Origin of the sequence: Streptomyces abyssalis (assembly GCF_001751365.1) — a bacterium.
GTDB classification, from domain to species: domain Bacteria; phylum Actinomycetota; class Actinomycetes; order Streptomycetales; family Streptomycetaceae; genus Streptomyces; species Streptomyces abyssalis.
In genome coordinates this window covers 252,433-273,758 of the sequence record NZ_LJGT01000037.1, presented here as the reverse complement: position 1 = coordinate 273,758, position 21,326 = coordinate 252,433, and the positions used below count along the sequence as shown (strand labels likewise).

Annotated in this window: 18 protein-coding genes; 8 read left to right on the top strand and 10 right to left on the bottom strand. The window is 70.5% G+C overall.

Annotated features, from left to right (window positions below; all coding sequences use genetic code 11):
* Positions 1–11 precede the first annotated feature (11 nt).
* Both AN215_RS04395 and AN215_RS29480 read right to left on the bottom strand, forming a co-directional pair.
* Positions 12–2,453: a PQQ-dependent sugar dehydrogenase gene (locus tag AN215_RS04395; protein WP_070010347.1), complete on the bottom strand. Its 2,442-nt coding sequence runs from the start codon at positions 2,451–2,453 to the stop codon at positions 12–14.
* Positions 2,454–2,828: 375 nt separating this feature from the next.
* The gene (locus AN215_RS29480) at positions 2,829–3,077 is read right to left on the bottom strand and encodes a hypothetical protein (RefSeq protein WP_070036214.1); all 249 of its coding nucleotides are present in this window, start codon (positions 3,075–3,077) and stop codon (positions 2,829–2,831) included.
* Between the two features lie 691 nt (positions 3,078–3,768).
* Here AN215_RS29480 and AN215_RS04390 point away from each other — a divergent pair.
* Positions 3,769–4,341 (top strand): DUF6232 family protein, encoded by a 573-nt coding sequence (locus tag AN215_RS04390; RefSeq protein ID WP_245694219.1) that lies wholly within the window; start codon positions 3,769–3,771, stop codon positions 4,339–4,341.
* Entirely contained in the window at positions 4,341–4,700 is a 360-nt protein-coding gene (locus tag AN215_RS04385; protein ID WP_070010126.1) for a hypothetical protein, read from the top strand. Before AN215_RS04390 ends, AN215_RS04385 begins: the two co-directional genes overlap by 1 nt.
* A gap of 196 nt (positions 4,701–4,896) precedes the next feature.
* On the opposite strand, the gene AN215_RS04380 is transcribed toward AN215_RS04385, so the two are convergent.
* Positions 4,897–5,667 carry a D-Ala-D-Ala carboxypeptidase family metallohydrolase gene (locus AN215_RS04380; protein ID WP_070010127.1) on the bottom strand — a complete coding sequence of 257 codons (771 nt, stop codon included), beginning with the start codon at positions 5,665–5,667 and terminating at the stop codon, positions 4,897–4,899.
* A gap of 408 nt (positions 5,668–6,075) precedes the next feature.
* On the opposite strand from AN215_RS04380, the gene AN215_RS04375 reads away from it, so the two are divergent.
* The gene (locus tag AN215_RS04375; RefSeq protein ID WP_070010348.1) at positions 6,076–6,624 is read left to right on the top strand and encodes a flavoprotein; all 549 of its coding nucleotides are present in this window, start codon (positions 6,076–6,078) and stop codon (positions 6,622–6,624) included.
* Between the two features lie 125 nt (positions 6,625–6,749).
* Here AN215_RS04375 and AN215_RS04370 read toward each other — a convergent pair whose 3' ends face one another.
* The 7 genes from AN215_RS04370 to AN215_RS04340 all read right to left on the bottom strand — a co-directional run bounded on the left by AN215_RS04370 (position 6,750) and on the right by AN215_RS04340 (position 15,555).
* Positions 6,750–7,748, bottom strand: coding sequence for a sugar phosphate isomerase/epimerase family protein (locus AN215_RS04370; RefSeq protein WP_070010128.1), 999 nt, complete (start codon positions 7,746–7,748; stop codon positions 6,750–6,752).
* 34 nt (positions 7,749–7,782) lie between these two features.
* Entirely contained in the window at positions 7,783–8,991 is a 1,209-nt protein-coding gene (locus tag AN215_RS04365; protein WP_070010129.1) for a Gfo/Idh/MocA family protein, read from the bottom strand.
* A gap of 199 nt (positions 8,992–9,190) precedes the next feature.
* Entirely contained in the window at positions 9,191–10,273 is a 1,083-nt protein-coding gene (locus AN215_RS04360; RefSeq protein WP_070010130.1) for a substrate-binding domain-containing protein, read from the bottom strand.
* Entirely contained in the window at positions 10,270–11,211 is a 942-nt protein-coding gene (locus tag AN215_RS04355; protein WP_245694290.1) for an ABC transporter permease, read from the bottom strand. Before AN215_RS04355 ends, AN215_RS04360 begins: the two co-directional genes overlap by 4 nt.
* Before the next feature lie 65 nt (positions 11,212–11,276).
* On the bottom strand, positions 11,277–12,830 hold the full coding sequence (locus tag AN215_RS04350; RefSeq protein ID WP_070010131.1) for a sugar ABC transporter ATP-binding protein: 1,554 nt from the start codon (positions 12,828–12,830) through the stop codon (positions 11,277–11,279).
* A 199-nt stretch (positions 12,831–13,029) separates the two neighbouring features.
* Entirely contained in the window at positions 13,030–14,211 is a 1,182-nt protein-coding gene (locus AN215_RS04345; RefSeq protein ID WP_070010132.1) for an ROK family transcriptional regulator, read from the bottom strand.
* 666 nt (positions 14,212–14,877) lie between these two features.
* Positions 14,878–15,555 (bottom strand): GntR family transcriptional regulator, encoded by a 678-nt coding sequence (locus AN215_RS04340; RefSeq protein ID WP_070010133.1) that lies wholly within the window; start codon positions 15,553–15,555, stop codon positions 14,878–14,880.
* A 245-nt stretch (positions 15,556–15,800) separates the two neighbouring features.
* Here AN215_RS04340 and AN215_RS04335 point away from each other — a divergent pair, with 245 nt between their 5' ends.
* The 5 genes from AN215_RS04335 (at position 15,801) to AN215_RS04320 (ending at position 21,320) form a co-directional block, all read left to right on the top strand.
* On the top strand, positions 15,801–16,499 hold the full coding sequence (locus AN215_RS04335) for a class I SAM-dependent methyltransferase (protein WP_070010134.1): 699 nt from the start codon (positions 15,801–15,803) through the stop codon (positions 16,497–16,499).
* A 162-nt stretch (positions 16,500–16,661) separates the two neighbouring features.
* A complete protein-coding gene (locus AN215_RS04330) occupies positions 16,662–18,074 on the top strand; it encodes an L-lactate MFS transporter (protein WP_070010135.1) in 1,413 nt (470 codons plus the stop codon).
* Positions 18,071–18,238: an MFS transporter small subunit gene (locus tag AN215_RS29715; protein WP_171904116.1), complete on the top strand. Its 168-nt coding sequence runs from the start codon at positions 18,071–18,073 to the stop codon at positions 18,236–18,238. The genes AN215_RS04330 and AN215_RS29715 overlap by 4 nt, the downstream gene beginning before the upstream one ends.
* A 158-nt stretch (positions 18,239–18,396) precedes the next feature.
* A complete protein-coding gene (locus AN215_RS04325) occupies positions 18,397–19,374 on the top strand; it encodes a 2-dehydropantoate 2-reductase (protein ID WP_070010136.1) in 978 nt (325 codons plus the stop codon).
* On the top strand, positions 19,371–21,320 hold the full coding sequence (locus AN215_RS04320) for a molybdopterin oxidoreductase family protein (RefSeq protein WP_070010137.1): 1,950 nt from the start codon (positions 19,371–19,373) through the stop codon (positions 21,318–21,320). Before AN215_RS04325 ends, AN215_RS04320 begins: the two co-directional genes overlap by 4 nt.
* Positions 21,321–21,326: the final 6 nt, after the last annotated feature.

Genomic DNA, 21,326 nt, shown 5'->3' with positions numbered 1-21,326 from the left:
CTCGCCTCCTCTCAGCCAGTGGTGACCTTGAAGCTGTCCACGTCGAACAGGTCGCTGCCGCCGCCCTTGAAGACCAGGAAGAGCTTCCCCGTCCCCTCCGGCGCGTTCTCGACCGCGGTGCTCACGTCCCGCCAGCCGTCCCCTGTGCCGGCCTCGGCGGTGCCGAGCAGCGTGCCGTCGGGTGCTCCCGCCCGTACCTCGATCGCGCCGCCAGCGCCGCCGCCCTTGATGCGTGCGGACAGCTCGGTGACGTCCTCGGTGACGTAGGGGTCGAAGGCGATCCACTGGCCGTCGTCCGCGCCTGTGACGGCACGGCCGCCCTCCGCTCCCTCGGCGTCGGCGACGGTCACGCCTTCGGCCGAGGTCGTGAAGTGCTCGGCCTGCCGGTGCTCGGGCTGGAGGATGCTCTGGTCGTGGCTGGTCAGCGGGTCCTGTCCGCCGCCTCCGTTGTCGGTGTACTCGGCGTCGAAGACCCCGAAGATGTCCGCGTTCGGGTCGTGTTCGCCGTCGGCGGGAGTCTCCAGCGTGCCGGAGCAGCCCTTGGCCGAGGTGATCGGGTGACCGTGGCTGTCGTGCCCGAGGATGTAGCTGACCTCCACCTTCGAGCAGTCGATCTCACCGTCCTCGGGGTCGGTCACCTTCACCTCGAAGGGCACCTCGTCCCCGAAGCTGAACGGCGTTCCGTCGGCCGGTACTTGGAGCTCCACCTTCGGTGCCGTGTTGCCGACGGTGACGATCACGCTGGCGCTGCCGGTGCGGCCACCGGGGTCGGTGGCGGTGACGGTGGCGGAGTACGTGCCGTTCTCCGTGTAGGTGTGCGTCGGGTTCGCCTCGGCGGAGGTGGCGCCGTCGCCGAAGTCCCAGCTGTAGCTGAGCTCTTCGCCGTCTGCGTCGCTGCTGCCCTCGGAGGAGAACGCGACCTCCAGGGGCGCCTGCCCGCTGGTCCTGTCCGACTTGGCCTCGGCGATGGGGCTGTGGCCGTCCGTGGCGTTCTCGATGCGGTAGACCGCCGAGTTCTCGTCGCCGTTGAAGTAGCCGGTGCCGTAGTCGAGCACGTAGAGCGCACCGTCGGGGCCGAACTCCATGTCCATCACCTGGGTGCCGCTCCAGGGGAAGGAGTTGATGGAGGTGACGCCGCCGCCGGAGTCCTGCTCGACGCGCTTGATCCACTGACGGCCGAACTCGCCGGCGAAGAAGTCCCCGTCGTACTCCTGCGGGAACTTCACATCCGAGTCGAGGTCTTCGTCGTAGCGGTAGACGGGACCGCCCATCGGCGATTCGGAGCCGTCCCCGAACTCGGGTACGGACGCGCCGTCGTAGGGGATCCAGGCGGCCTGTGCGGGCGGCAGGTCGGTCAGGCCGGTGTTGTTCGGCGACTCGTTCTTCGGGGCGGCGCAGTCGAACTTCCCGCCGGACTCCCCGCTGCCGAAGGCGTAGTCGGTGTAGGCGTCGTTGTCGCCGGTGCAGTACGGCCATCCGTAGTTGCCGGCCTCGGTGACGCGCGCGAACTCCACCTGGCCCGCAGGGCCGCGAGCCGGGTCGGCGGTGCCGGCGTCGGGGCCGTAGTCGCCGACGTAGACGATGCCCGTGGGCTTGTCGACGGTCATGCGGAACGGGTTGCGGAAGCCCATCGCGTAGATCTCCGGACGGGTCTTCTCGGTGCCCGGCTCGAAGAGGTTGCCCTCGGGGATGTCGTAGGTGCCGTCGTCCTCGACCTTGACGCGGAGGATCTTGCCGCGCAGGTCGTTGGTGTTGCCGGAGCTGCGCTGCGCGTCGAACGCCGGGTTGCGGTCGGCGCGTTCGTCGATGGGTGTGTAGCCGTCCGACTGGAACGGGTTGGTGTCGTCCCCGGTGGACAGCAGCAGGTTCCCGTCGGCGTCGAAGGCGATGTCGCCGCCGACGTGGCAGCACAGTCCGCGGCTGGCGGGGACTTCGAGGACCTTCTTCTCGCTGTCCATGTCGAGGGTGCCGTCCTCGGAAAGCACGAACCGGGAGAGCCGGTTGACACCCTCGAACGGCTTGAAGTCGTCCGGGTTGCCCGTCTCCGGCGCGTCGCCCTCGGGGGTGTTCATGGGCGGTGCGTAGTAGAGATAGACGAACCGGTTGTCGGCGAAGCCCGGGTCCACGCCGACGCCTTGGAGCCCTTCCTCGTCGTGGCTGTAGACGGGGATCTCGCCGGCGACCTTCGTGGCGCCGCCCTGGTCGGTCAGCCGCACGGTGCCGTCGCGCGAGGTGTGCAGCACGGAACTGTCCGGCAGCACGGCGAGCGTCATGGGCTCACCGGTCTCCGGCTCCCCCTTGGCGAGGGTGACCTGCTGGAAGTCCGCCGCGGCGGGGGCGTCGTCCGCCGGCTGCGCGGCCTGTGCGGCCGGGGAGGCGCCCAGCGTCAGAGCGCCGGCGACCAGCACGCAGGAGGTGAGAACGGCGATACGGGAACGGAGGGCGGCGCGCATCCGCCGCAGCCGGTGCGGCGACAGGCGCAGTCGTGGGTGTCTGACGGGTCCGGAGGGCAGGGATGAGGAACGGGTGATCCTGTGCACGCGACTTCCTCCTGAGAGGGAGAACGGTTGGTGACGTAGGTGTCGTTGACCGCTTGAGCTGGCACAGGCGCGCGCCGTCGCGCCGGAACGGGGCTTCCCGGGCCGGGAAGCCGGAGTGTGGGTGTAACGGTTCGTACAGGAGAACAACGAGGGGGAAAGCTACTCATGTCCGGTACACCACAAGGACGGTAGCCATCTTCGTCCGATACGGAAACCCCTTTAACAAAGGGTAAGTTGGCTTCATCCACGATGTGGACAAAGTGTGAGTGCTCCACGCCTGCCACACCGTCAGCGGATCGGGAAGCCCGGGGACTTCACATCCTCCAGGCGCATCGAGGCCGCTATGACTCCCGTCTCCGCCCCGGCGCGGCGTGACGGGATGCCCCCATGACCTCCCGCGTGCTCCACCTCCTCGGATCCGCCGCACCGCCCGTGCTCGACCTCGCGGAGGTCGTCGGCCACGCGCAGACCGAGGGCCGGGGCCGGATTTGCTCTGCGCCACAGGCGGCTGCCGCCCTGGATGAGGGGCCTGGGCACGGTCAGCTACTCGGTATACCTTCTGCATCCCGTACTGCTGTCAGCCGTCGACGCGACGACCTCTCGACCCGAACACGACGAGTTCCTCCTCGAGTTGGGCTTCCTGGCCGTGTTGCTGCCGCTGAGCGCGCTCACCTACCGGTACGTCGAAGCACCCGGGCAGGCATGGGGCAGGCGGCTGGCGCGCAGAGCCGAGGAACGGCCAGCGGTACGACCGTGCCGCAGGGCCGTTACGCGACAAGCCGGAAAGACACTGCCCGCTCGGCAGGGGCCGGGGTCGTCCCCGTCACGATGATGCCGCCACCTGGCTCACACAAGCGAATCAGGAGCGGGCGCGCGGGGCCGGGTGAGCCGGGGGCGGACCGGGAACAGCGCGGCCGGGAGGCACGAATACCCGACGAGCTGATGGAGCATCAGCTTCCATTTGTGCCGACCCTGTTCATGCCTGCAAACGCAGCTTGCGTCAGCGAGCCGGAGTGAGGTGAATGGACCCCTCATCCGGCCGAACATGACCCAAGGGGCTCGCATGACGTCAGCAGACTCGGCAGGGCAGGAGGGGCATACGCCTTCCGACGGCTTACCCAAGAGAGAAGGCTTGCCCCAGGGCGAGAGCCCGCCACGCCCTTCCGCTCCGCCGCGGCCACCGGGTGCCCCGCGGCCCACCGCCGATCCGCACCCCGACGTGCCACCGGTGGGCCCGGAAAGGCCGCTCATCGGGGTCGACCTGCGAGTCAGCAAGAGACTGCTCTGGGTGGGCGACGCCTACTACCCGCTCCACAACATCGCCCGGGTCTACACGCTCACCATCCACCCCCGGCGCAAGGAAGCCGTCGTGCAGTTCATGAAGAGGCTGCTGCTCACCGGCGCACTGGCGACCCTCCTCGGTCTGCTTGCCGCCGCGATCGACTTGTCCAGCAGTTTCGCAAGCGAGGACAGCGGCGGTTCGTCGGGGTTCACCACATTCGTGGGGTTGGTCGCGTTCGCAGCGCTTGTCTACTTCTTCGTGGAGATGGTGCAGGTACTCGGTGCTCCATCGCGTTTCGTCCTGGCGGTGGAGACATCCGGCCCGTCCACGGCCGTGGTGGCCGGCCCCGCCCCGGATCAACTGCGACGGCTGGCCCACCAGATCGCCGACTCCATCGAGAACCCGGCAGCGGAGTTCGCGGTCCGGGTGGACACCATCACGATCAGCCCGGCTCACTACTACTTCGGAGACAACGTCAACATGTACGGCGGCAGCGGCAACGTAGGGATGGCGAGCTGATGAGCGCCGGAGACAGGCACTACTACTTGGGCGGCGGCGACCACGTCACCATGCACGGCGGCGCCGGGAACACCGGCATCGACAAGCGTGTGACAGCGGCACCGGCACCTCCAGCGGTACAGGAGGCCCTGCGCGAACTCCTCGTCCTGGTCCCGGAACTGCGCGCCGGGCTGCGACCGGAGAGCGCCGGGGCTCTCGACGACTCGCTGCCCGCGCTGCGGGCCGACGCGGAGGTCCGACCGCAGGAGAGGCATCGGGCGCTGCTCGCCGTGGCCGGCATCGCCGCAACCGTCGGCGCACTCGGCGTTCCGATCGTCGAAGCCGTCGACAAGGTCCTCGAACTCATGGGCGCGAAGTGAGCGCCCGCAGACGCCGACCCCGCCGTGGGTCTGTTCCCATGCTCGGCTGACTCGGCTGGGAGCAGGTCCGCCGTGCTGCGCCGTCGCACCCGGAGATATCGACCGGATACCGGAGCCTTCCTCACACGCCGCGCGCGGGCGACGCCCGTCCGGGGCCGAAGTGCCGGACGGGCGTCGGTGCGCGCGAACTCGCCGTTCACATACCGCAGTCGGGAGCCGACCAGAAGCGGCCGTCGCCGCCCGCGACGTGGGTGTGATCGTCGTGCCCCGGGTAGCCCGGGCCGAGGATCTCGGTGAACCCGTGGTTGCGGGCCGCCAGGGCCAGGGCGCAGAAGCCCTGCGAACCAGCGCCGAGGTCGGCCGCGTGGCCGTACAGGTGGCGGCTGTTGGCCGCGCCGCCCACCGAGTCGTTGCAGGCGACGCTGCGGAAACCGCCGTTGACGTCGATCGGCTTGTCACCCATGGCGTGCCGCATGGCCTGCAGCTTCCACATGGTGACGAGGGCGTTGGCGCGGGCCGTCGCAGCTCCGACCTTGCCGCCGGACCAGTCGGAGTTGCAGTTGTTCAGCTCGTCGTAGCTGAAGTTGACCGGGGTGCAGTCGTCGTCCTGCAACTCGTAGATCTTGCCGAAGGTCTGCGCACCCGCGACGCCGTCGGCGGACAGACCGTAGGCGGACTGGAAGCGCTGCACCGCGGCCTTCGTGCCGGGCCCGAACTGACCGTCGATGGCCAACTGGTTGCCGGCCCCGGGGTATCCGGCGACCCGGATCTGGAGCTGCCGCACGGCCTCACCGGACGCGCCTTCGCTGAGCGTTCCGCTCCACGTGTAGCAGGCGTCGGCTGGGGCGGCGTCCGCGGAGGCGGCCGGAGCGGGGCTTGCGAGTGCGGGTACGGCCGCGGGGGCGGCGAGCGCCAGCCCCGCACCGGCCAGGACGGAGACCAGCACTCTGACAGGACGTGAACTCATGAGAGGGCGTTGCCTTCCTTGATGGGTTTCGCCGGGCTGGAGGGGCATGAGAGTGGCGCCGTTCACGGCTCTTGTCAAGAACATGTAAACACTGATGAGAAGTCATGAAATAGCGGCCCGAACATGGCAGTTCGGCGGCTGCCGCCTTCATAGCCGGAGACGCCCGCGCGCGGAGCCTGCGTACGGACACCCCCGGTGGACAGCGGATCTGACAGTCCGTGACCACGCGCCCGTCCGGAGTGCGCGGGGAAACGGCAGGCGCCCTCGGGCGGCCGTCAGATGACGGACGTCACGGACGGCTTCGCCGGGGAAGCCGACGGCGACAGGTTCGCGGGGGCGGCCGCAACGTCCGCAACACACGGACGGCAGCGAAGAGTTCGCAGCGACGTGCTGTGGTGGGATCAGAGCATGACGACCTCTCCCTCCGTCCTCTACCTGCTCGGGTCGGCCGCGCCGCCCGTGCTCGACATCGCGGACGTCGTCCGCCGCGCGCAGGCTGACGGCTGGAGCGTCTGCGTCGGACTGACCACGACCGCAGCCGAGTGGCTGGAGGACCGGCTGCCCGCGCTGGAGGAGCAGACCGGCAATCCGGTGCGCAGCGCCGTGCGGAAGCCCGCGGACGTCGAGGTGTGGCCGCGAGCGGATGTGGCGGTCCTGGCACCCGCGACGCTCAACACGGTCAACGTCGCCGCGTTGGGGCTCACTCCGCACTTCGTCGGCGGCTACGTCGCCGAGGCGATCGGGAAGCGGTGGCCGCTGGTGGTGATGCCGTGCGTCAACAGCGCCTACGCCACGCACCCGCAGTTCGGCAGGAGCATCGAGACACTGCGCGGCGCGGGAGTGCGCGTGCTGTACGGGGACGGCGGCTTCCAGCCGAAACCACCCGGGCAGGGCGATACCGCGACCTACCCGTGGCACCTGGCGCTCGACACCGCAGCCGAAGCCGCGCGGACGTAGGCCGTTCCCGCTCCCCGGCCCGCACCGCGCCCCGGGCAGGCGGGTTGCCCGGGGCGCGGCGGCTCAACGGAGCCGGGTGCGGCTCAGCTGGAGCCGGGCGCGGCTCAGCTGGAGCCGGGCGCGGCTCAGCTGGAGAACGCCGCGTCGAAGGACGAGGTGGGCGGGTCGTAGTCGTACGCCTTGAGCCGCCGCAGCGCCTCCGGCGCCCCCGCCAGGCGGTCCATGCCGGCGTCCTCCCACTCCACCGAGACGGGCCCGTCGTAGCCGATGGAGTGCAGCATCCGGAACACGTCCTCCCAGGCAACGTCGCCGTGCCCCGCGGAGACGAAGTCCCAGCCGCGGCGGGGGTCGCCCCACGGCAGGTGCGAGCCCAGCCGCCCGTTGCGGCCGTCCAGCCTCTTGCGGGCCTCCTTGCAGTCGACGTGGTAAATGCGCTCCCGGTAGTCGTAGAGGAACCCTGTCGGGTCCAGGTCCTGCCAGACGAAGTGGCTGGGGTCGAAGTTGAGCCCGAACGCCGGGCGGTGGCCGATGGCCTCGAGCGCCCGGTGCGTCGTCCAGTAGTCGTACGCGATCTCGCTGGGGTGCACCTCGTGGGCGAAGCGCACGCCCTCCGCGTCGAAGACGTCGAGGACCGGGTGCCACCGCTCCGCGAAGTCCTCGTAGCCGCGCTCCACCATGTGCGGCGGCACGGGCGGGAACATCGCCACCAGATGCCAGATCGACGAGCCGGTGAATCCGACGACGGTGCGCACGCCCAGCGCCGCCGCGGCGCGCGCGGTGTCCTTCATCTCGGCCGCGGCGCGCTGCCGTACGCCCTCGGGGTCGCCGTCGCCCCAGATGCGGGCGGGCAGGATGCCCTGGTGCCTCTCGTCGATCGGGCTGTCGCAGACGGCCTGCCCCACGAGGTGGTTGGAGACCGCCCAGCACTCCAGCCCGTACTTCTCCAGCAGGGCCCGCCGCCCGTCCACGTAGTCCGGCTCCGCCAGGGCACGGTCCACTTCGAAATGGTCGCCCCAGCAGGCGAGTTCGAGTCCGTCATAGCCGAAGTCGCGGGCGAGGCCGCAGACTTCCTCCAGCGGGAGGTCAGCCCACTGACCGGTGAAGAGGGTGAACTGTCGGGGCATCTGCACTGCCTCCTGATCTGTCCGGGCGGCCGCCTCAGTCGGCGATGACGTTGACGTACACGCTGTGCTTCGCCGCGCTCTCCTCGACCGCGGCCAGCACGCGCTGGACCTGCAGGCCGTCGGCGAAGGACGGTTCGGGGTCGGTGCCGGTGGCGATCGCGTACAGCAGGTCGCGCGCCTGGTGCACGAAGGTGTGCTCGTAACCCAGGCCGTGCCCCGGCGGCCACCACGCCTCCAGGTAGGGGTGGTCGGCCTCGGTGACGAGGATGCGGCGGAAGCCGGACTCCCGCGCGGCGTCGGTGTGGTCGTGGAAGTGCAGCTCGTTGAGGCGTTCCAGGTCGAACTCCAGTGATCCACGAGTGCCGTTGAGCTCGACCCGCAGCGCGTTCTTGCGGCCCGCCGCGACACGGCTGACCTCGAAGGAGGCCAACGCACCCGATGCCAGGCGCCCGTTGAAGACGGCGGCGTCGTCGACGGTGACCGGCCCGAGCGCACCGCCGGGCGCCTCGCCGGGCAGCGGCCGCTCCGTCACGAACGTCTCCGTCTGCGCCGAGACGCCCGCCAGGACCGATCCCGCAAGGTGCTGCGCGATGTCGATGGCGTGTGCGCCGAGGTCGCCGAGCGCTCCGGAGCCGGCGGCCTCCCGGCGGAGCCGCCACGCCAGCGGGAAGGAGGGATCGACGAGCCAGTCCTGCAGATAGCTCACCCTGACGTGCCGCAGTTCGCCCAGCCGCCCGTCGACGACCATGCGCCGGGCGAAGGCTAGTGCGGGCGTACGGCGGTAGTTGAAGCCGACCATGGTCAACTGGCCCCGGGCCCTTGCCTGTTGCGCTGCCGTCACCATCTGCTCCGCCTCGGCGACCGAGTTGGCGAGCGGCTTCTCGCACAGCACGTGCTTGCCCGCCTCCAGCGCCGCGACGGCGATCTCGGCATGGCTCTCGCCCGGGGTGCAGATGTCGACGAGCTGGATGTCGCTGCGGGCGATCAGTGCCCGCCAGTCGGTCTCCGTCGCCGTCCAGCCCAGCCTCCCCGCGGCCGCCCGTACGCCTTCCGGGTCACGGCCGCACACCGCCGTCATCGCGGGAGCGAGCGGCAGGTCGAAGACCCGGCCGACCGTGCGCCAGCCCTGGGAGTGGGCCGCTCCCATGAAGGCGTAACCGACCATGCCCACGCCGAGCGGTGGCGCCGATCCGCCCTGCTCCGGGCGTATGGGCGCGGGGGCGGGCGCTGTGTCGTCGGACATGGGGCTCCTCCCTGTCGGGGGTACGAGTGGGGGGTGCGGCACGGCCGGGCAGCACGGCCCGGCGTGGTGCCGGGCGTGGTGCGTCCGTGGTGATGCACGGCGGTGACCTGCGGCGTGGTGCGCGTCGGCGGGCGGGGCGTGACGCGCCCACCGACGGCGCCGGGCCCGGCACGGGGTGACGGACGGGCCCGGCGGCCGGCTACTTGAAACCGGTCGGCAGATACTCGTCGACGTTCTCCTTGGTGACGACGGCCGAGTAGAGCGTGAGAGAGGCGGGGATCTCGAACTCGGCGAGGCCGCCGACACCCTTGCCCTGCCCGAGTGCGCGGGCGAGGTCGATGGCGGAGGCCGCCATCGTCGGCGGGTACAGGACGGTGGCCTTGATGACGCCGTTGTCGGCCTTGATGGTGTCCATGACGCGCCGGGAGCCGGCACCGCCAACCATCAGGAAGTCGTCCCGGCCCGCCTGCTTGATGGCCCGCTCGGCGCCCACGCCCTGGTCGTCGTCGTGGTTCCACAGCGCGTCGAACTTGGGCTCCGCGCGCAGCAGTTGCGCCATCTTCGACTGCCCGGACTCCACCGTGAACTCCGCTGCCTGGCGGGCCACCTTCTCGATGTTCGGGTAGTTCTTCAGGGCGGCGTCGAAGCCGTCCGTACGTTCCCGGGTCAGCTCCAGGTTGTCGATGCCGGCGAGTTCGACGACCTTGGCGTTCTTCTTGTCCTTGAGTTTCTCGCCGATGTAGCGGCCGGCGTTGAGACCCATGCCGTAGTTGTCGCCGCCGATCCAGCAGCGGTACGCCTGCTGCGAGGCGAACACGCGGTCGAGGTTGACGACGGGGATGCCCGCGCGCATCGCCTTCAGACCCACCTGCGTGAGCGCCTTGCCGTCGGCGGGGAGGATCACGAGGACGTCGACCTTCTTGTTGATCAGCGTCTCGATCTGGCCGACCTGCTGGGCGTTGTCGTTGGAGCCCTCGGTCGCCTCCAGCGTGACGTCCTTGTACTTCTTCGCCCGCTCCTGAGCCTGCTCGTTGATGGCGTTCAGCCAGCCGTGGTCGGCCTGCGGCCCGGCGAAGCCGATCGTGACCTGCTTGCCGGGCTTGTCGTCGGCGACGTTCGCCTGCCCGGCCTCCTCCTTGTCGTCGTTGCTCTTGTTGCTGGTGCAGCCCGCTGCGAAGAGGGCGGCACCGGCGGCCGCCGTACCGAAGAGGACGTTCCTCCGGGAGGTGCGGGAGGACGGGGAGGCAGTTGGGGAGTTCGGGTTCTCATGCGTTTCGGTCATTGCGTCTTCCGACCCTTCTGGACCAGGACTGCGGCGACGATGATCGCTCCCTTGGCGATCTGCTGAACGTCTGTCTGGAGGTTGTTGAGCGCGAACAGGTTGGTGATCGTGGTGAAGACGAGGACTCCGAGCACGGAGCCGGTGATGGTGCCCCGGCCACCGCTGAGCAGGGTGCCGCCGATGATCGCCGCGGCGATGGCGTCGAGTTCGTAGAGGTTGCCGTTGGTGTTCTGACCTGAGCCGGTGAGAACGATCAGCATGAACGCGGCGATGCCGCAGCACAGGCCGGACAGGAGGTACAGCAGCAGCCGCTGCCGCCTCACCGCGATGCCCGCGAGCCGCGAGGCCTCGGCGTTGCCGCCGACCGCGACGGTGCGCCGCCCGAAGGTCGTACGTCCCAGGACGAGCCAGCCCAGCACCGCCACCGCCGCGAAGACCAGCACCAGCGGCGGCACTCCGAGCACGTAGCTGTCGGAGACGCCGAGGTCGAGGACGGACTGCACCGTCACCACCTGTGTCTTGCCGTCGCTGATCAGCAGCGCCAGTCCGCGCGCCGAGGCGAGCATGGCGAGGGTCGCGATGAAGGGCACCATCGGCCCGTACGCGATGAGCACGCCGTTGACGAGCCCGCAGCCCAACCCGACCGAGAGCGCGCACAGCAGCACGCCGCCGAGCCCGAACTCCTGCGTGGCCACCGTCGTCGCCCAGACCGAGGCGAGCGCGACGATCGCTCCGACCGACAGGTCGATCCCGCCGCCGATGATCACGAAGGTGACGCCGACGGTGACGACCCCGATGACCGAGGACTGGGTGAGGATCAGCTGGAGATTGTCGCCGGTCAGGAACTGCTCCGGCTTGGTGAACGCGCCGACGATCACCAGCGCGACCAGCACCCCCGCCAGCGAGAGGTGACGCAGACCGCCACGGGGTGCGCTGATGCCGCGCCGGGGCGGCGAAGCAGGCTCCTTCGCCGGCTCCTTGACCGCCTCGGCACCGGTTGGGCTCAACACGACGGGCTCCCTTCCATGACGAGGTCGAGCACCCGGTGCTCGTCGAGCTCCCGGGCGGGGGCGGTGTGTACGACGCGGCCCTCCCGCAGCACCAGCACCCGGTCCGCGAGCCCCAGGACTTCGGGGACTTCGCTGGAGACGAGGAGGACGGCGACGCCGGAGTCCGCGAGCCGGCGGATGACGGTGTAGAGCTCGGCCCGGGCGCCCACGTCGACGCCGCGGGTGGGCTCGTCCAGCAGCAGCACCCGGCACTCGCGCAGCAGCCACCGCGCGAGGACGACCTTCTGCTGGTTGCCTCCGGAGAGGGTGCGCACGGGCCGGTCCGGGTCGTCGGGGTGCAGGGCGAGGCCGCGGGTGCGCGCGCGGGTCTCGGCCCGCTCGCGCGTACGGTCCAGCCAGCCGCCGGTGGAGAAGCGGGGCAGCGCGGAGACGGATACGTTCCTGGTGACGGACTCCAGCATCAACAACGCCTGGGACTTGCGCTCTTCGGGAGCCAGACCGATGCCCGCCCGCACGGCCGCGGTGACGTCGCCGGGGCGCAGCGGCTTGCCGTCGACGAGGACACGTCCCGCGGTGGGGCGGCGAGCCCCGGCGAGGGTCTCCAGGATCTCGGAGCGTCCGGAGCCGACGAGCCCGGCCAGGCCGGTGATCTGACCGGGGTGCAGTTCGAGGTCGAGGGGCGCGAACTCGCCCTCGCGCGCGAGCCCTTCGGCGCACAGCACGGGAGGCCGTGGTGCCGCACGCAGGACGCGGTCCGTGAGCGGCTCGGTGGTGACGGGGCGTTCGGGGAAGGCGTACTGCACCTCGCGCCCGGTCATGAGCGCGACGAACTCCCGGGTCTCGGTGGTGCGTGCGGGGAGTCCGCGGGCGGCGACGCGGCCGTCCTTGAGCACGGAGACGCGGTCGCCGACGCGGCGGATCTCCTCCAGCCGGTGGGAGATGTAGACGACGGCGACGCCGTCCTCCGTCAGGCCGGCGACGATGCGGAAGAGGTTGGCCACCTCGTCCGGGTCGAGGGCGGCGGACGGTTCGTCCATGACGATGAGGCGCACGTCGTGGGAGAGCGCGCGGGCCATCGAGACGATCTGCTGCCCCGCGGCCGGGAGTGCTCCGACGGTGATGTCGGGGTCGATCTCCGGATGCCCGAGGCGGCGCAGGAGCGCGGCGGCACGGCTGCGCGCGTCGCGTGAGCGGATGAAGCCGCGGGCGGAGATCTCGTTGCCGAGGAAGATGTTCTCGGTGACCGACACGTGCTCCACCAGGTCGAGTTCCTGGTAGATGGTGGCGATGCCGAGACGCATGGCCGCCATCGGCGTGGTCAGCCGTACGGGCTCGCCCTGCCAGCGGATGTCGCCCTCGTCGGGCTGGTGCGCTCCGGCGAGGACCTTGATCAGGGTGGACTTGCCGGCGCCGTTCTGCCCCAGCAGGCAGTGCACTTCGCCGGCGTTCACGTCCATGTCGACGCCGTCCAGCGCGCGTACGCCGGGGAAGGTCTTGGTGATGCGGGACATCGTCAGCAGTGGAGCCTGCGGAACCTCTGGAGCCATGCGGGGCCTCCGTGCGTACTGCGTACGGACAGGCGGGACCGTGCTTGGTACAGCCTTGCTGCAGGTGCCGTGGTGCGGGGGTGCCGTGGTGCGGGGGTGCCGTGGTGCGGAGTGCCGTGGTGCGGGGCGGTGCACGCGCTGTACTACGGGGCCTTGAGGCCGTGGAGCCCGGGCACGAGCCCGGCCCCCGGGAGCCGGGTCAGGCCGGGGAGAAGAGGTGGTCGCTGATGAGGCGGGCGGCTCCGGTCACGCCGGCGGCGGGGCCCAACTCGCCCAGGACGATGGGGAGGTTGCCGGTCGCCAGCGGAAGCGACTGGCGGTAGACCTGTGTGCGGATGCTCGCGAGCAGGGTGTGGCCGAGCCCGGTCACACCGCCGCCGATCACGACGAGCCCGGGGTTGAAGAAGCTGACGAGTCCGGCGATGACCTGGCCGACGCGGGCCCCGCCGTCACGGATGAGGTCGAGGGACGTACCGTCCCCGGCGGCGGCCGCGCCCGCGACGTCCTCGGCGGTCAGCCGTCCGGCGGCCTCCAGCCGGGCGGAGAGTTCGGCCGAGAGGCCCTCGCGCGCCGCGGACTCGGCGTCACGTGCGAGTGCGGCTCCTCCGAAGTAGGCCTCCAGGCAGCCGCGGTTGCCGCAGGGGCACTGGCGGCCCTCCGACTCGACCTGGATGTGCCCGATGTCGCCCGCGCTGCCCGTCGTGCCGCGGTGCACCTCACCGCCCGCCACGACGCCGCACCCGATGCCGGTGCCGATCTTCACGCAGAAGAAGTCCCGCACCGTGCGGGCTACTCCGGCCTGCATCTCGCCCATGGCCATGAGATTCACGTCGTTGTCGACCATGACCGGGCAGCCGAGCTCCTGGCTGAGAGCCTCCCGTACGGGGAAACCGTCCCAGCCGGGCATGATCGGCGGCGCCACCGGTACGCCTTCGGGGAAGCGGACCGGACCCGGTACGCCGATTCCGGCGCCGTCGAAGCCTTCGGCCACGCCGGAGTCGCGGAGCTTGGCGACCATGGCGAGCACCTGGTCGAAGACGGCGACGGGACCCTCGCGCACGTCCATCGGCTGGTTGAGGTGTCCCAGGATCTCCAACTCGGGGTTGGTGACGGCCACATCGACCGACGTCGCCCCGATGTCGACGCCGAGGAAGCGGAGTTCGGGCGTGAGCCGCACGTTGTGCGAGCGGCGGCCGCCACGGGAGGCGGCGAGCCCGTCGGCGACGACGAGCCCCGTCTCCAGCAGACGGTCGATCTCCACGGCGAGCTTGGAGCGGGAGAGGTCGACGTGGTCGCCGAGTTCGGCGCGGGAGTTCGGGCCGCCGTCACGCAGCAGGCGGAGCAGTCGCGCCTGGTGCGCGTTCGCGGGCCGAGCAGTCATGCGCCTCACCGCCACCCTCCCCTCCCCTGGACACCGTCAAGCCGGCTCTCGGGAAGCCACCCGGCCGGCAGACAGGTCGGGCAACTCCCCTGTCTCCGGCCGGACTTCTCGTCGACCTCTCCCGCGGAGCGTGGGTCGCTCCCCGGGGATTGACTGGGAACGTACCAGCGCTCTGCGCAATGGGGAAGAAGTTCTGCAGAAACCCCTTCGACTTTTTCCATGCAATGGACAAAGCCCTCCGCCAGGCGGCACGGACCGGCACGACTGCAGGCCGGTACGTGACGCGGGTCCGCGCGCCGTCACGGACGCAGCGCAAGCCACACCCCTGAGGGCGCCCGGGCGCGGCGCACAACAGAGAGGCCCCGCGTGCATGCGCCGCGGGGCCTGGCCACAGAGGCGGCACCCGGGACGGCGGAACCTCTCTCGCCGTCCTCTGCGCGTCACCGCCCGCCCCTGCGGCGGAGAAGCACCTGCGCCCAGGCGCGCGGCACGGACACCCGGCGGCACCCAGGGCGTTGGCACGTCTACGCGGCAGGAGCCGGCGCCCCCGTACGCACGGCATCACGGCCACAGGATCCGGGCACGGCCCCCCGGGGGCCACGGGCACGGGCACGCCCCCCGGGGGGCACGGGCACGGGCACGGGTGAAAGCGGAAGCGACAGCGCGTCAGCCGCGCTCGCGCTCGTGGTAGGAGCGGCGCGTGTGCTCCGTGTGCTCCCGCATGACCTCGACGGCCCGCTGTTCGTCTTTTCCGGCGATGGCCGCGATCAGCTCGCGGTGCTCGATCCAGGACTGCGCGCCCCGCTGGCGGGCGACCGGCGTGTAGTACCAGCGCACCCTGCGGTCGACCTGGCGGGCCAGCTCGGCGAGGACCGCGTTGCCCGCCAGCGCCATCACGCGGGCATGGAAGGCCGCGTTCGCCTCCACGACCTTCTCCACCTCCTCGCCCCCGACGGCCGCCTCACCCCGGCCGCAGAGGTCCTCCAGCTCCGCGACGCCGGCCGCGTCGGCGTTCACCGCTGCGAGCCGGGCGGCCTCGGCCTCCAGCAGCGTACGCACGGTCAGCAGCTGGTCGGCCTCGTCCTCCGTCGGCTCGTGCACGAACGCGCCCTGGGCGGGGCGAAGATCGACCCAGCCGTCCGTGTTCAGCCGCTGCAGCGCCTCCCGTACGGGCTGCCGGGAGACTCCGAGATGCTGGGCGAGCTCGCTCTCGACGAGATGCTGCCCGGGCCTGAGCGCCCGCGTGGTGATGAGCTCGAGCAGCGCCTCGTAGACCCGCTCCCGGAGGGGCCCCGGCCGCTCCAGCTTGGGCATGGTGCCTTCAGGCAGACCGGCGGACAGCATCTGCGACTCCCGACTCTCGACTCTCGACTCTCGGCGGACCCCGGACCGCGATCAAGGAAAACCGCGACTGGCTATTGGATACAGTCTACGGAGTGCAGTGCGTGTGCGGCGAGCTGATGGGGCATCTTCCATCCTTTGTGACGCGTCACACGCACCTTCCCGGGCCCCAGCGGCCCCTGCACCGGCCGCCAGGGGCCCGAAAAGGGCGCGCTTCGGACCCCTCCGCCGTGCCAGTCTCCCGTCCCATGGACCGCGACTGGACACCGGACGAACTCGCCCACGCAGGCCACGAGCATCTCGACACCCGCTTCGTCAGCGGCTTCGACCTCAAGCAGGGACACCCCGACCCGGGCGGTGACCTGGCACTCCTCCACTCCTGCGGACTCTCCGCGGACTCGGTCGTCGTGGATCTGGGGGCGGGCACCGGCCAGTTCGCCGTACCGGCGTCCCGGCACTTCGGCCGCGTGGTCGCCGTCGAGATCTCCCCGGCCATGCTGGTCAGGCTGCGCGAACGCGCCGCGGCCGACGGGTCGGCCGCGCTCGAATGCGTACGGGGCGGCTTCCTCAGCTACGAGCACTCCGGAGCACCGGCCGACGCGGTCTTCACCCGTCACGCCCTGCATCAGCTGCCCGACTTCTGGAAGGTGCTGGCGCTCCGCCGCATCGCCGGGATGCTGCGGCCCGGCGGCGTCCTCCGGCTGCACGACCTGATCTTCGACTTCGCCCCCGGGGAGACGGAGACCTTCCTCGAACGCTGGCTGGCGGACGCGCCCGGGGATTCCGCCACCGCCTACACCCGCGAGGAGCTGGCGGAGCACATCCGCACCGAACACAGCACGTTCCGCTGGCTGTTCGAGCCGATGCTCACCGCGACGGGTTTCGAGATCACCGACTCCTCCTTCCGCGGCTCCGTCTATGCCTCGTACACCTGCGTGAAGCACTGAAGGGCACGTCGGCGAACGGGCCGGCCGACGACGGACCGGTCCCGTCATGCACCTGATCGCCGGCTCCGATCCGCCCTGGCAAGGCGGCCCGGCCACATACAGTCGACGAAATCTGTCCGTGCCTCTGGTCATCCGCCCTTCAACTTCCTACGCTCCCTGGTCATGGCACCTGGGCTTCTCGACCGTTCCCGCACCGTCGCACCTCCTGGCTGGAGCCGCTGGCTGATCCCTCCCGCCGCCTTGTCGGTGCACCTCTCGATCGGCCAGGCGTACGCGTGGAGCGTCTTCAAACCCGCGCTCGAGTCGTCCCTGAACCTCTCCGGCACGGCGAGCGCGCTGCCCTTCCAGCTGGGCATGGTGATGCTGGGTCTCTCGGCGGCGTTCGGCGGCACCCTCGTGGAGCGCAACGGGCCGCGCTGGGCGATGACCGTCTCGCTCCTCTGCTTCTGCTCCGGCTTCCTGCTCGCCTCGCTGGGCGCCGCCGTCGAGCAGTACTGGCTGGTGGTCTTCGGCTACGGCTTCGTAGGCGGGATAGGCCTCGGCATCGGCTACATCTCCCCCGTGTCCACGCTGATCAAGTGGTTCCCCGACCGTCCCGGCATGGCGACCGGCATCGCGATCATGGGGTTCGGGGGCGGCGCGCTGATCGCCTCGCCGTGGTCGGCTCAGATGCTGGAGAGCTTCGGGTCCGACAGCGGCGGCGTCGCCACGGCCTTCCTGGTGCACGGGCTGGTCTACGCGGTCTTCATGAGTCTGGGCGTCCTGCTGGTCCGCGTACCGGCGGAGGGCTGGCAGCCGCCCGGCGGCAAGAGGCCGCAGGAGCAGCAGTCGCGGAAGCCGCTGGTGACCACGGCCAACGTCTCGGCGCGCAGCGCCGTGCGCACCCCGCAGTTCTGGCTCCTGTGGGTCGTGCTGTGCATGAACGTCACGGCCGGCATCGGCATCCTGGAGAAGGCCGCGCCGATGATCGGCGACTTCTTCGCGGACACCTCGACACCCGTCTCGGCGGCCGCCGCGGCCGGCTTCGTCGCGCTGCTCTCGCTCGCGAACATGGGCGGACGCTTCCTGTGGTCCTCCACGTCCGACGTCATCGGCCGCAAGAACATGTACCGCTGCTATCTGGGCGTCGGCGGGCTGATGTATCTGGGCATCGTGCTGCTCGGCGACTCCTCCAAGCCGCTGTTCATCGTCTGCGCGATGGTCATCATCTCCTTCTACGGCGGCGGCTTCGCGACCGTACCGGCGTATCTGAAGGACCTGTTCGGGACGTACGAGGTGGGCGCCATCCACGGGCGGCTGCTGACCGCCTGGTCCACCGCGGGCGTGCTCGGGCCGCTGATCGTCAACTGGATCGCGGACTCGCAGGAGGCGGCGGGCCGTTCGGGCGCCGGGCTCTACGGGCTCGCGCTGTCCATCATGATCGGGCTGCTGGCCGTCGGCTTCGTCGCCAACGAGCTGATCAGGCCCGTGAATCCGAAACACCACCTGCCCGAGCCGGCGTCCGCTGCCGGCCAGGCGGAGGGCACAGCCGGCCACGAGGGCGGCGCAGAGCACAAGGAGGCGACGGGGCGATGACGACCGGCGAGAACAGCACACCCGGGGCCGCGGCGCAGGCGGCCGCCCCGGGCGGGCCCCCGACCGCCCTGTTCGCGCTCGCCTGGCTGTGGGTCGGCGTGCCCATGGCCTACGGGATCTACGAACTGGTCCTCAAGGTGACCAAGCTCTTCACCGGGGGCTGACGGGTTCCCCCGCGGCCCCTGCGAGGGGATAATTCGGGCGAAGTCACGGCAGCACAACTGCCGCACGTGTCTTGTCCGTTCACAAAGGCAAGTGTATACAATATTCTGTCGACCATCTTGGCCCACGCTCGGTCCCCTCAACCGAACGGAGAGCGGATATGAAAGTCGCAGTGGTCGGCGCCGGAGCGATCGGCGCCTATGTCGGAGCAGCGCTGCACCGCGCGGGCGCCGACGTACACCTCATAGCCCGTGGACCCCACCTGGCCGCCATGAAGGCGAACGGCGTCCAGGTCCTCAGCCCGCGCGGTGACTTCACCGCACAGGTGCACGCCACCGACGACCCGTCCGCCATCGGGCCGGTCGACTACGTCTTCCTGGGCCTCAAGGCCAACTCCTACGCCGCGTGCGGGCCCCTGGTCCACCCCCTGCTCGGCGAGAAGACCGCCGTCGTGGCCGCGCAGAACGGCATTCCGTGGTGGTACTTCCACGGTCTGGAAGGGCCGTACAAGGGCCGGCGCGTCGAGAGCGTCGACCCCGACGGCGCCGTCAGCGCGGTGCTGCCGCCGCAGCGTGCCGTCGGCTGCGTCGTCTACGCCGCCACGGAACTCCAGGGGCCCGGCGTCGTACGGCACCTGGAAGGCACCCGGTTCTCCATCGGGGAGCCGGACACCACCGACTCCACCCGCTGCGAGGAGTTCAGCGAGGCGATGAAGGCCGGGGGCCTGAAGTGCCCCGTCGAGGCCGACATCCGCAACGACATCTGGATCAAGCTGCTCGGCAACATCGCCTTCAACCCGCTCAGCGCGCTGTCGCGCGCGACCATGGCGCAGATCTGCCGCCACCAGGACACCCGGGCGCTGGTTGCGACGATGATGCGCGAGACGCTCGCGGTGGCCGAGGCCGTCGGCTGCCGCCCGGAGATCTCTGTCGAGAAGCGACTGGCCGGAGCCGAACGCGTCGGCGAGCACAAGACCTCCACCCTCCAGGACCTGGAGAGCGGCAAGCCCATGGAGCTGGACGTGCTCCTGGCCGCCGTGGTCGAACTCGCCGCGCTGACCGGCACCCGCGTGCCGAAGCTCTGCGCCATACACGCCGTCACCGACCTGCTGGCACAGACCGTTAGGAGCGCAGCATGAGGCAACGCGACCGCGGGAAACAGTCGAAGGAGTACCCCCGCCTGACACATCCCCTGGTGCGGGACGAGAAGGGCGGCCCGCTGCGCAGGGCGACCTGGGAGGAGGCGCTGGAGAAGGCGACCGAGGGGTTCCGCAGGATCAAGGCGGAGCACGGCCCGGACGCCTTCGGCATGTTCTCCTGCGCCCGCGCGACGAACGAAATGAACTACGTGGCGCAGAAGTTCACCCGCGTCATCATGGGCACGCACAACGTCGACTCGTGCAACCGCACCTGTCACGCGCCCAGCGTGGCCGGTCTCTCCGCGGCCTTCGGCTCCGGCGGCGGCACCTCCTCCTACGAGGAGGTCGAGGCGACCGACCTGATCGTAATGTGGGGCTCCAACGCCCGCTTCGCGCACCCGATCTTCTTCCAGCACGTGCTGCGCGGCATCCGCAACGGCGCGCGGATGTACGCGGTCGACCCGCGCCGTACGTCCACCGCGGAGTGGGCGGAGAGCTGGCTCGGGCTGAACGTCGGCACGGACATCCCCCTCGCCCACGCGATCGGCCGCGAGATCATCCACGCGGGCCTGGCGAACCACGCCTTCATCGAGCGGGCCACGAGCGGCTTCGAGGATTACAAGGCCGAGGTCGAGCCGTGGACGCTGAGCGCCGCCGAGAAGGTCACCGGCGTACCGGCGGAGGCGATACGCGACCTCGCGCATGCCTACGCCACCGCCGAACGCGCCCAGCTGTGCTGGACGCTGGGCATCACCGAGCACCACAACGGCACCGACAACGTGAGGGCGCTGATCAACCTCTCGCTGCTCACGGGGCACGTCGGCCGCTACGGCGCCGGGCTGCAGCCGCTGCGCGGCCAGAACAACGTGCAGGGCGGCGGCGACATGGGCGCCATCCCCGACCGGCTGCCCGGATTCCAGAACGTCCTCGACCCCGAGACCCGGGAGAAGTTCGAGGCCGCATGGGGAGTCACGCTGGAGCCGCGCCACGGACGCAACCTCACCGCGATGTTCGAGGCCATGGAGAGCCGCGAACTGCGCACCGTCTACTGCATCGGGGAGAACCCGGCGCAGTCGGAGGCCGACACGGGCCAGGCCGTCGAGCGCATGCAGATGCTCGAACACCTCGTGGTTCAGGACATCTTCCTGACGAAGACGGCCGAACTGGCCGACGTCGTGCTGCCCGCCACCGCCGCCTGGTGCGAGACGGACGGCACCACGACCAACAGCGAACGGCGCGTCCAGCGCGTACGCAAGGCGGTGAACCCGCCCGGTGAGGCCCGCGAGGACATCGACATCATCTGCGACATCGCGGCACGGCTCGGCCACGAGTGGAAGTTCGCGGACTCCGAGGCCGTCTGGGACGAGCTGCGTTCCGTCTCCCCCAACCACTACGGCATGACGTACGACCGCCTCACGGAGCACCAGGGCATCCAGTGGCCCTGCCCCAGCACCGAGAAGCTGGAGCCGACGTACATGCACGGGCGGCTGTGGGAGACGGACCCGGACAAGCGCGGAATGCCGGCGCCGTTCGGCATCGTGAAGCACGACCCGCCGGTCGACCTCACCGATGAGGAGTACCCGCTGCGGCTGACGACGGGCCGGCGCCTGGACTCGTACAACACCGGTGTGCAGAGCGGGAGTTACGCCTCGCCGCTGCGTCGCGGCGAGTACGTGGAGCTGTGCCCCGAGGACGCCGAGCTGTACGGCGTCAGCCCCGACGAGGAGGTGCGGGTGACCTCGCGGCGCGGCTCGGTCGTGGCGCCCGTGTGGATCGACCCGGGCCTGCGTCCGGGCCTGGCGTTCATGACCATGCATTTCCCGGACGAGGTGGACACCAACCAGCTGACCATCGAGTCCAACTGCCCCATCGCAGGTACGGCCGAATTCAAGGCATCCGCGATACGGATCGAGAAGCTGCCTGTCGCGGCAGCCGTGAGGAGCTGAGACCTG

Excerpts from the sequence above, each read along its gene's own strand:
- AN215_RS04395 (WP_070010347.1), bottom strand. The coding sequence starts at position 2,453 with ATGCGCGCCGCCCTCCGTTCCCGTATCGCCGTTCTCACCTCCTGCGTG.
- AN215_RS04385 (WP_070010126.1), top strand. The coding sequence starts at position 4,341 with ATGAGCGCCGGAGACAGGCACTACTACTTGGGCGGCGGCGACCACGTC.
- AN215_RS04380 (WP_070010127.1), bottom strand. The coding sequence starts at position 5,667 with ATGAGTTCACGTCCTGTCAGAGTGCTGGTCTCCGTCCTGGCCGGTGCG.
- AN215_RS04375 (WP_070010348.1), top strand. The coding sequence starts at position 6,076 with ATGACGACCTCTCCCTCCGTCCTCTACCTGCTCGGGTCGGCCGCGCCG.
- AN215_RS04370 (WP_070010128.1), bottom strand. The coding sequence starts at position 7,748 with ATGCCCCGACAGTTCACCCTCTTCACCGGTCAGTGGGCTGACCTCCCG.
- AN215_RS04365 (WP_070010129.1), bottom strand. The coding sequence starts at position 8,991 with ATGTCCGACGACACAGCGCCCGCCCCCGCGCCCATACGCCCGGAGCAG.
- AN215_RS04360 (WP_070010130.1), bottom strand. The coding sequence starts at position 10,273 with ATGACCGAAACGCATGAGAACCCGAACTCCCCAACTGCCTCCCCGTCC.
- AN215_RS04350 (WP_070010131.1), bottom strand. The coding sequence starts at position 12,830 with ATGGCTCCAGAGGTTCCGCAGGCTCCACTGCTGACGATGTCCCGCATC.
- AN215_RS04345 (WP_070010132.1), bottom strand. The coding sequence starts at position 14,211 with ATGACTGCTCGGCCCGCGAACGCGCACCAGGCGCGACTGCTCCGCCTG.
- AN215_RS04340 (WP_070010133.1), bottom strand. The coding sequence starts at position 15,555 with ATGCTGTCCGCCGGTCTGCCTGAAGGCACCATGCCCAAGCTGGAGCGG.
- AN215_RS04335 (WP_070010134.1), top strand. The coding sequence starts at position 15,801 with ATGGACCGCGACTGGACACCGGACGAACTCGCCCACGCAGGCCACGAG.
- AN215_RS04330 (WP_070010135.1), top strand. The coding sequence starts at position 16,662 with ATGGCACCTGGGCTTCTCGACCGTTCCCGCACCGTCGCACCTCCTGGC.
- AN215_RS29715 (WP_171904116.1), top strand. The coding sequence starts at position 18,071 with ATGACGACCGGCGAGAACAGCACACCCGGGGCCGCGGCGCAGGCGGCC.
- AN215_RS04325 (WP_070010136.1), top strand. The coding sequence starts at position 18,397 with ATGAAAGTCGCAGTGGTCGGCGCCGGAGCGATCGGCGCCTATGTCGGA.
- AN215_RS04320 (WP_070010137.1), top strand. The coding sequence starts at position 19,371 with ATGAGGCAACGCGACCGCGGGAAACAGTCGAAGGAGTACCCCCGCCTG.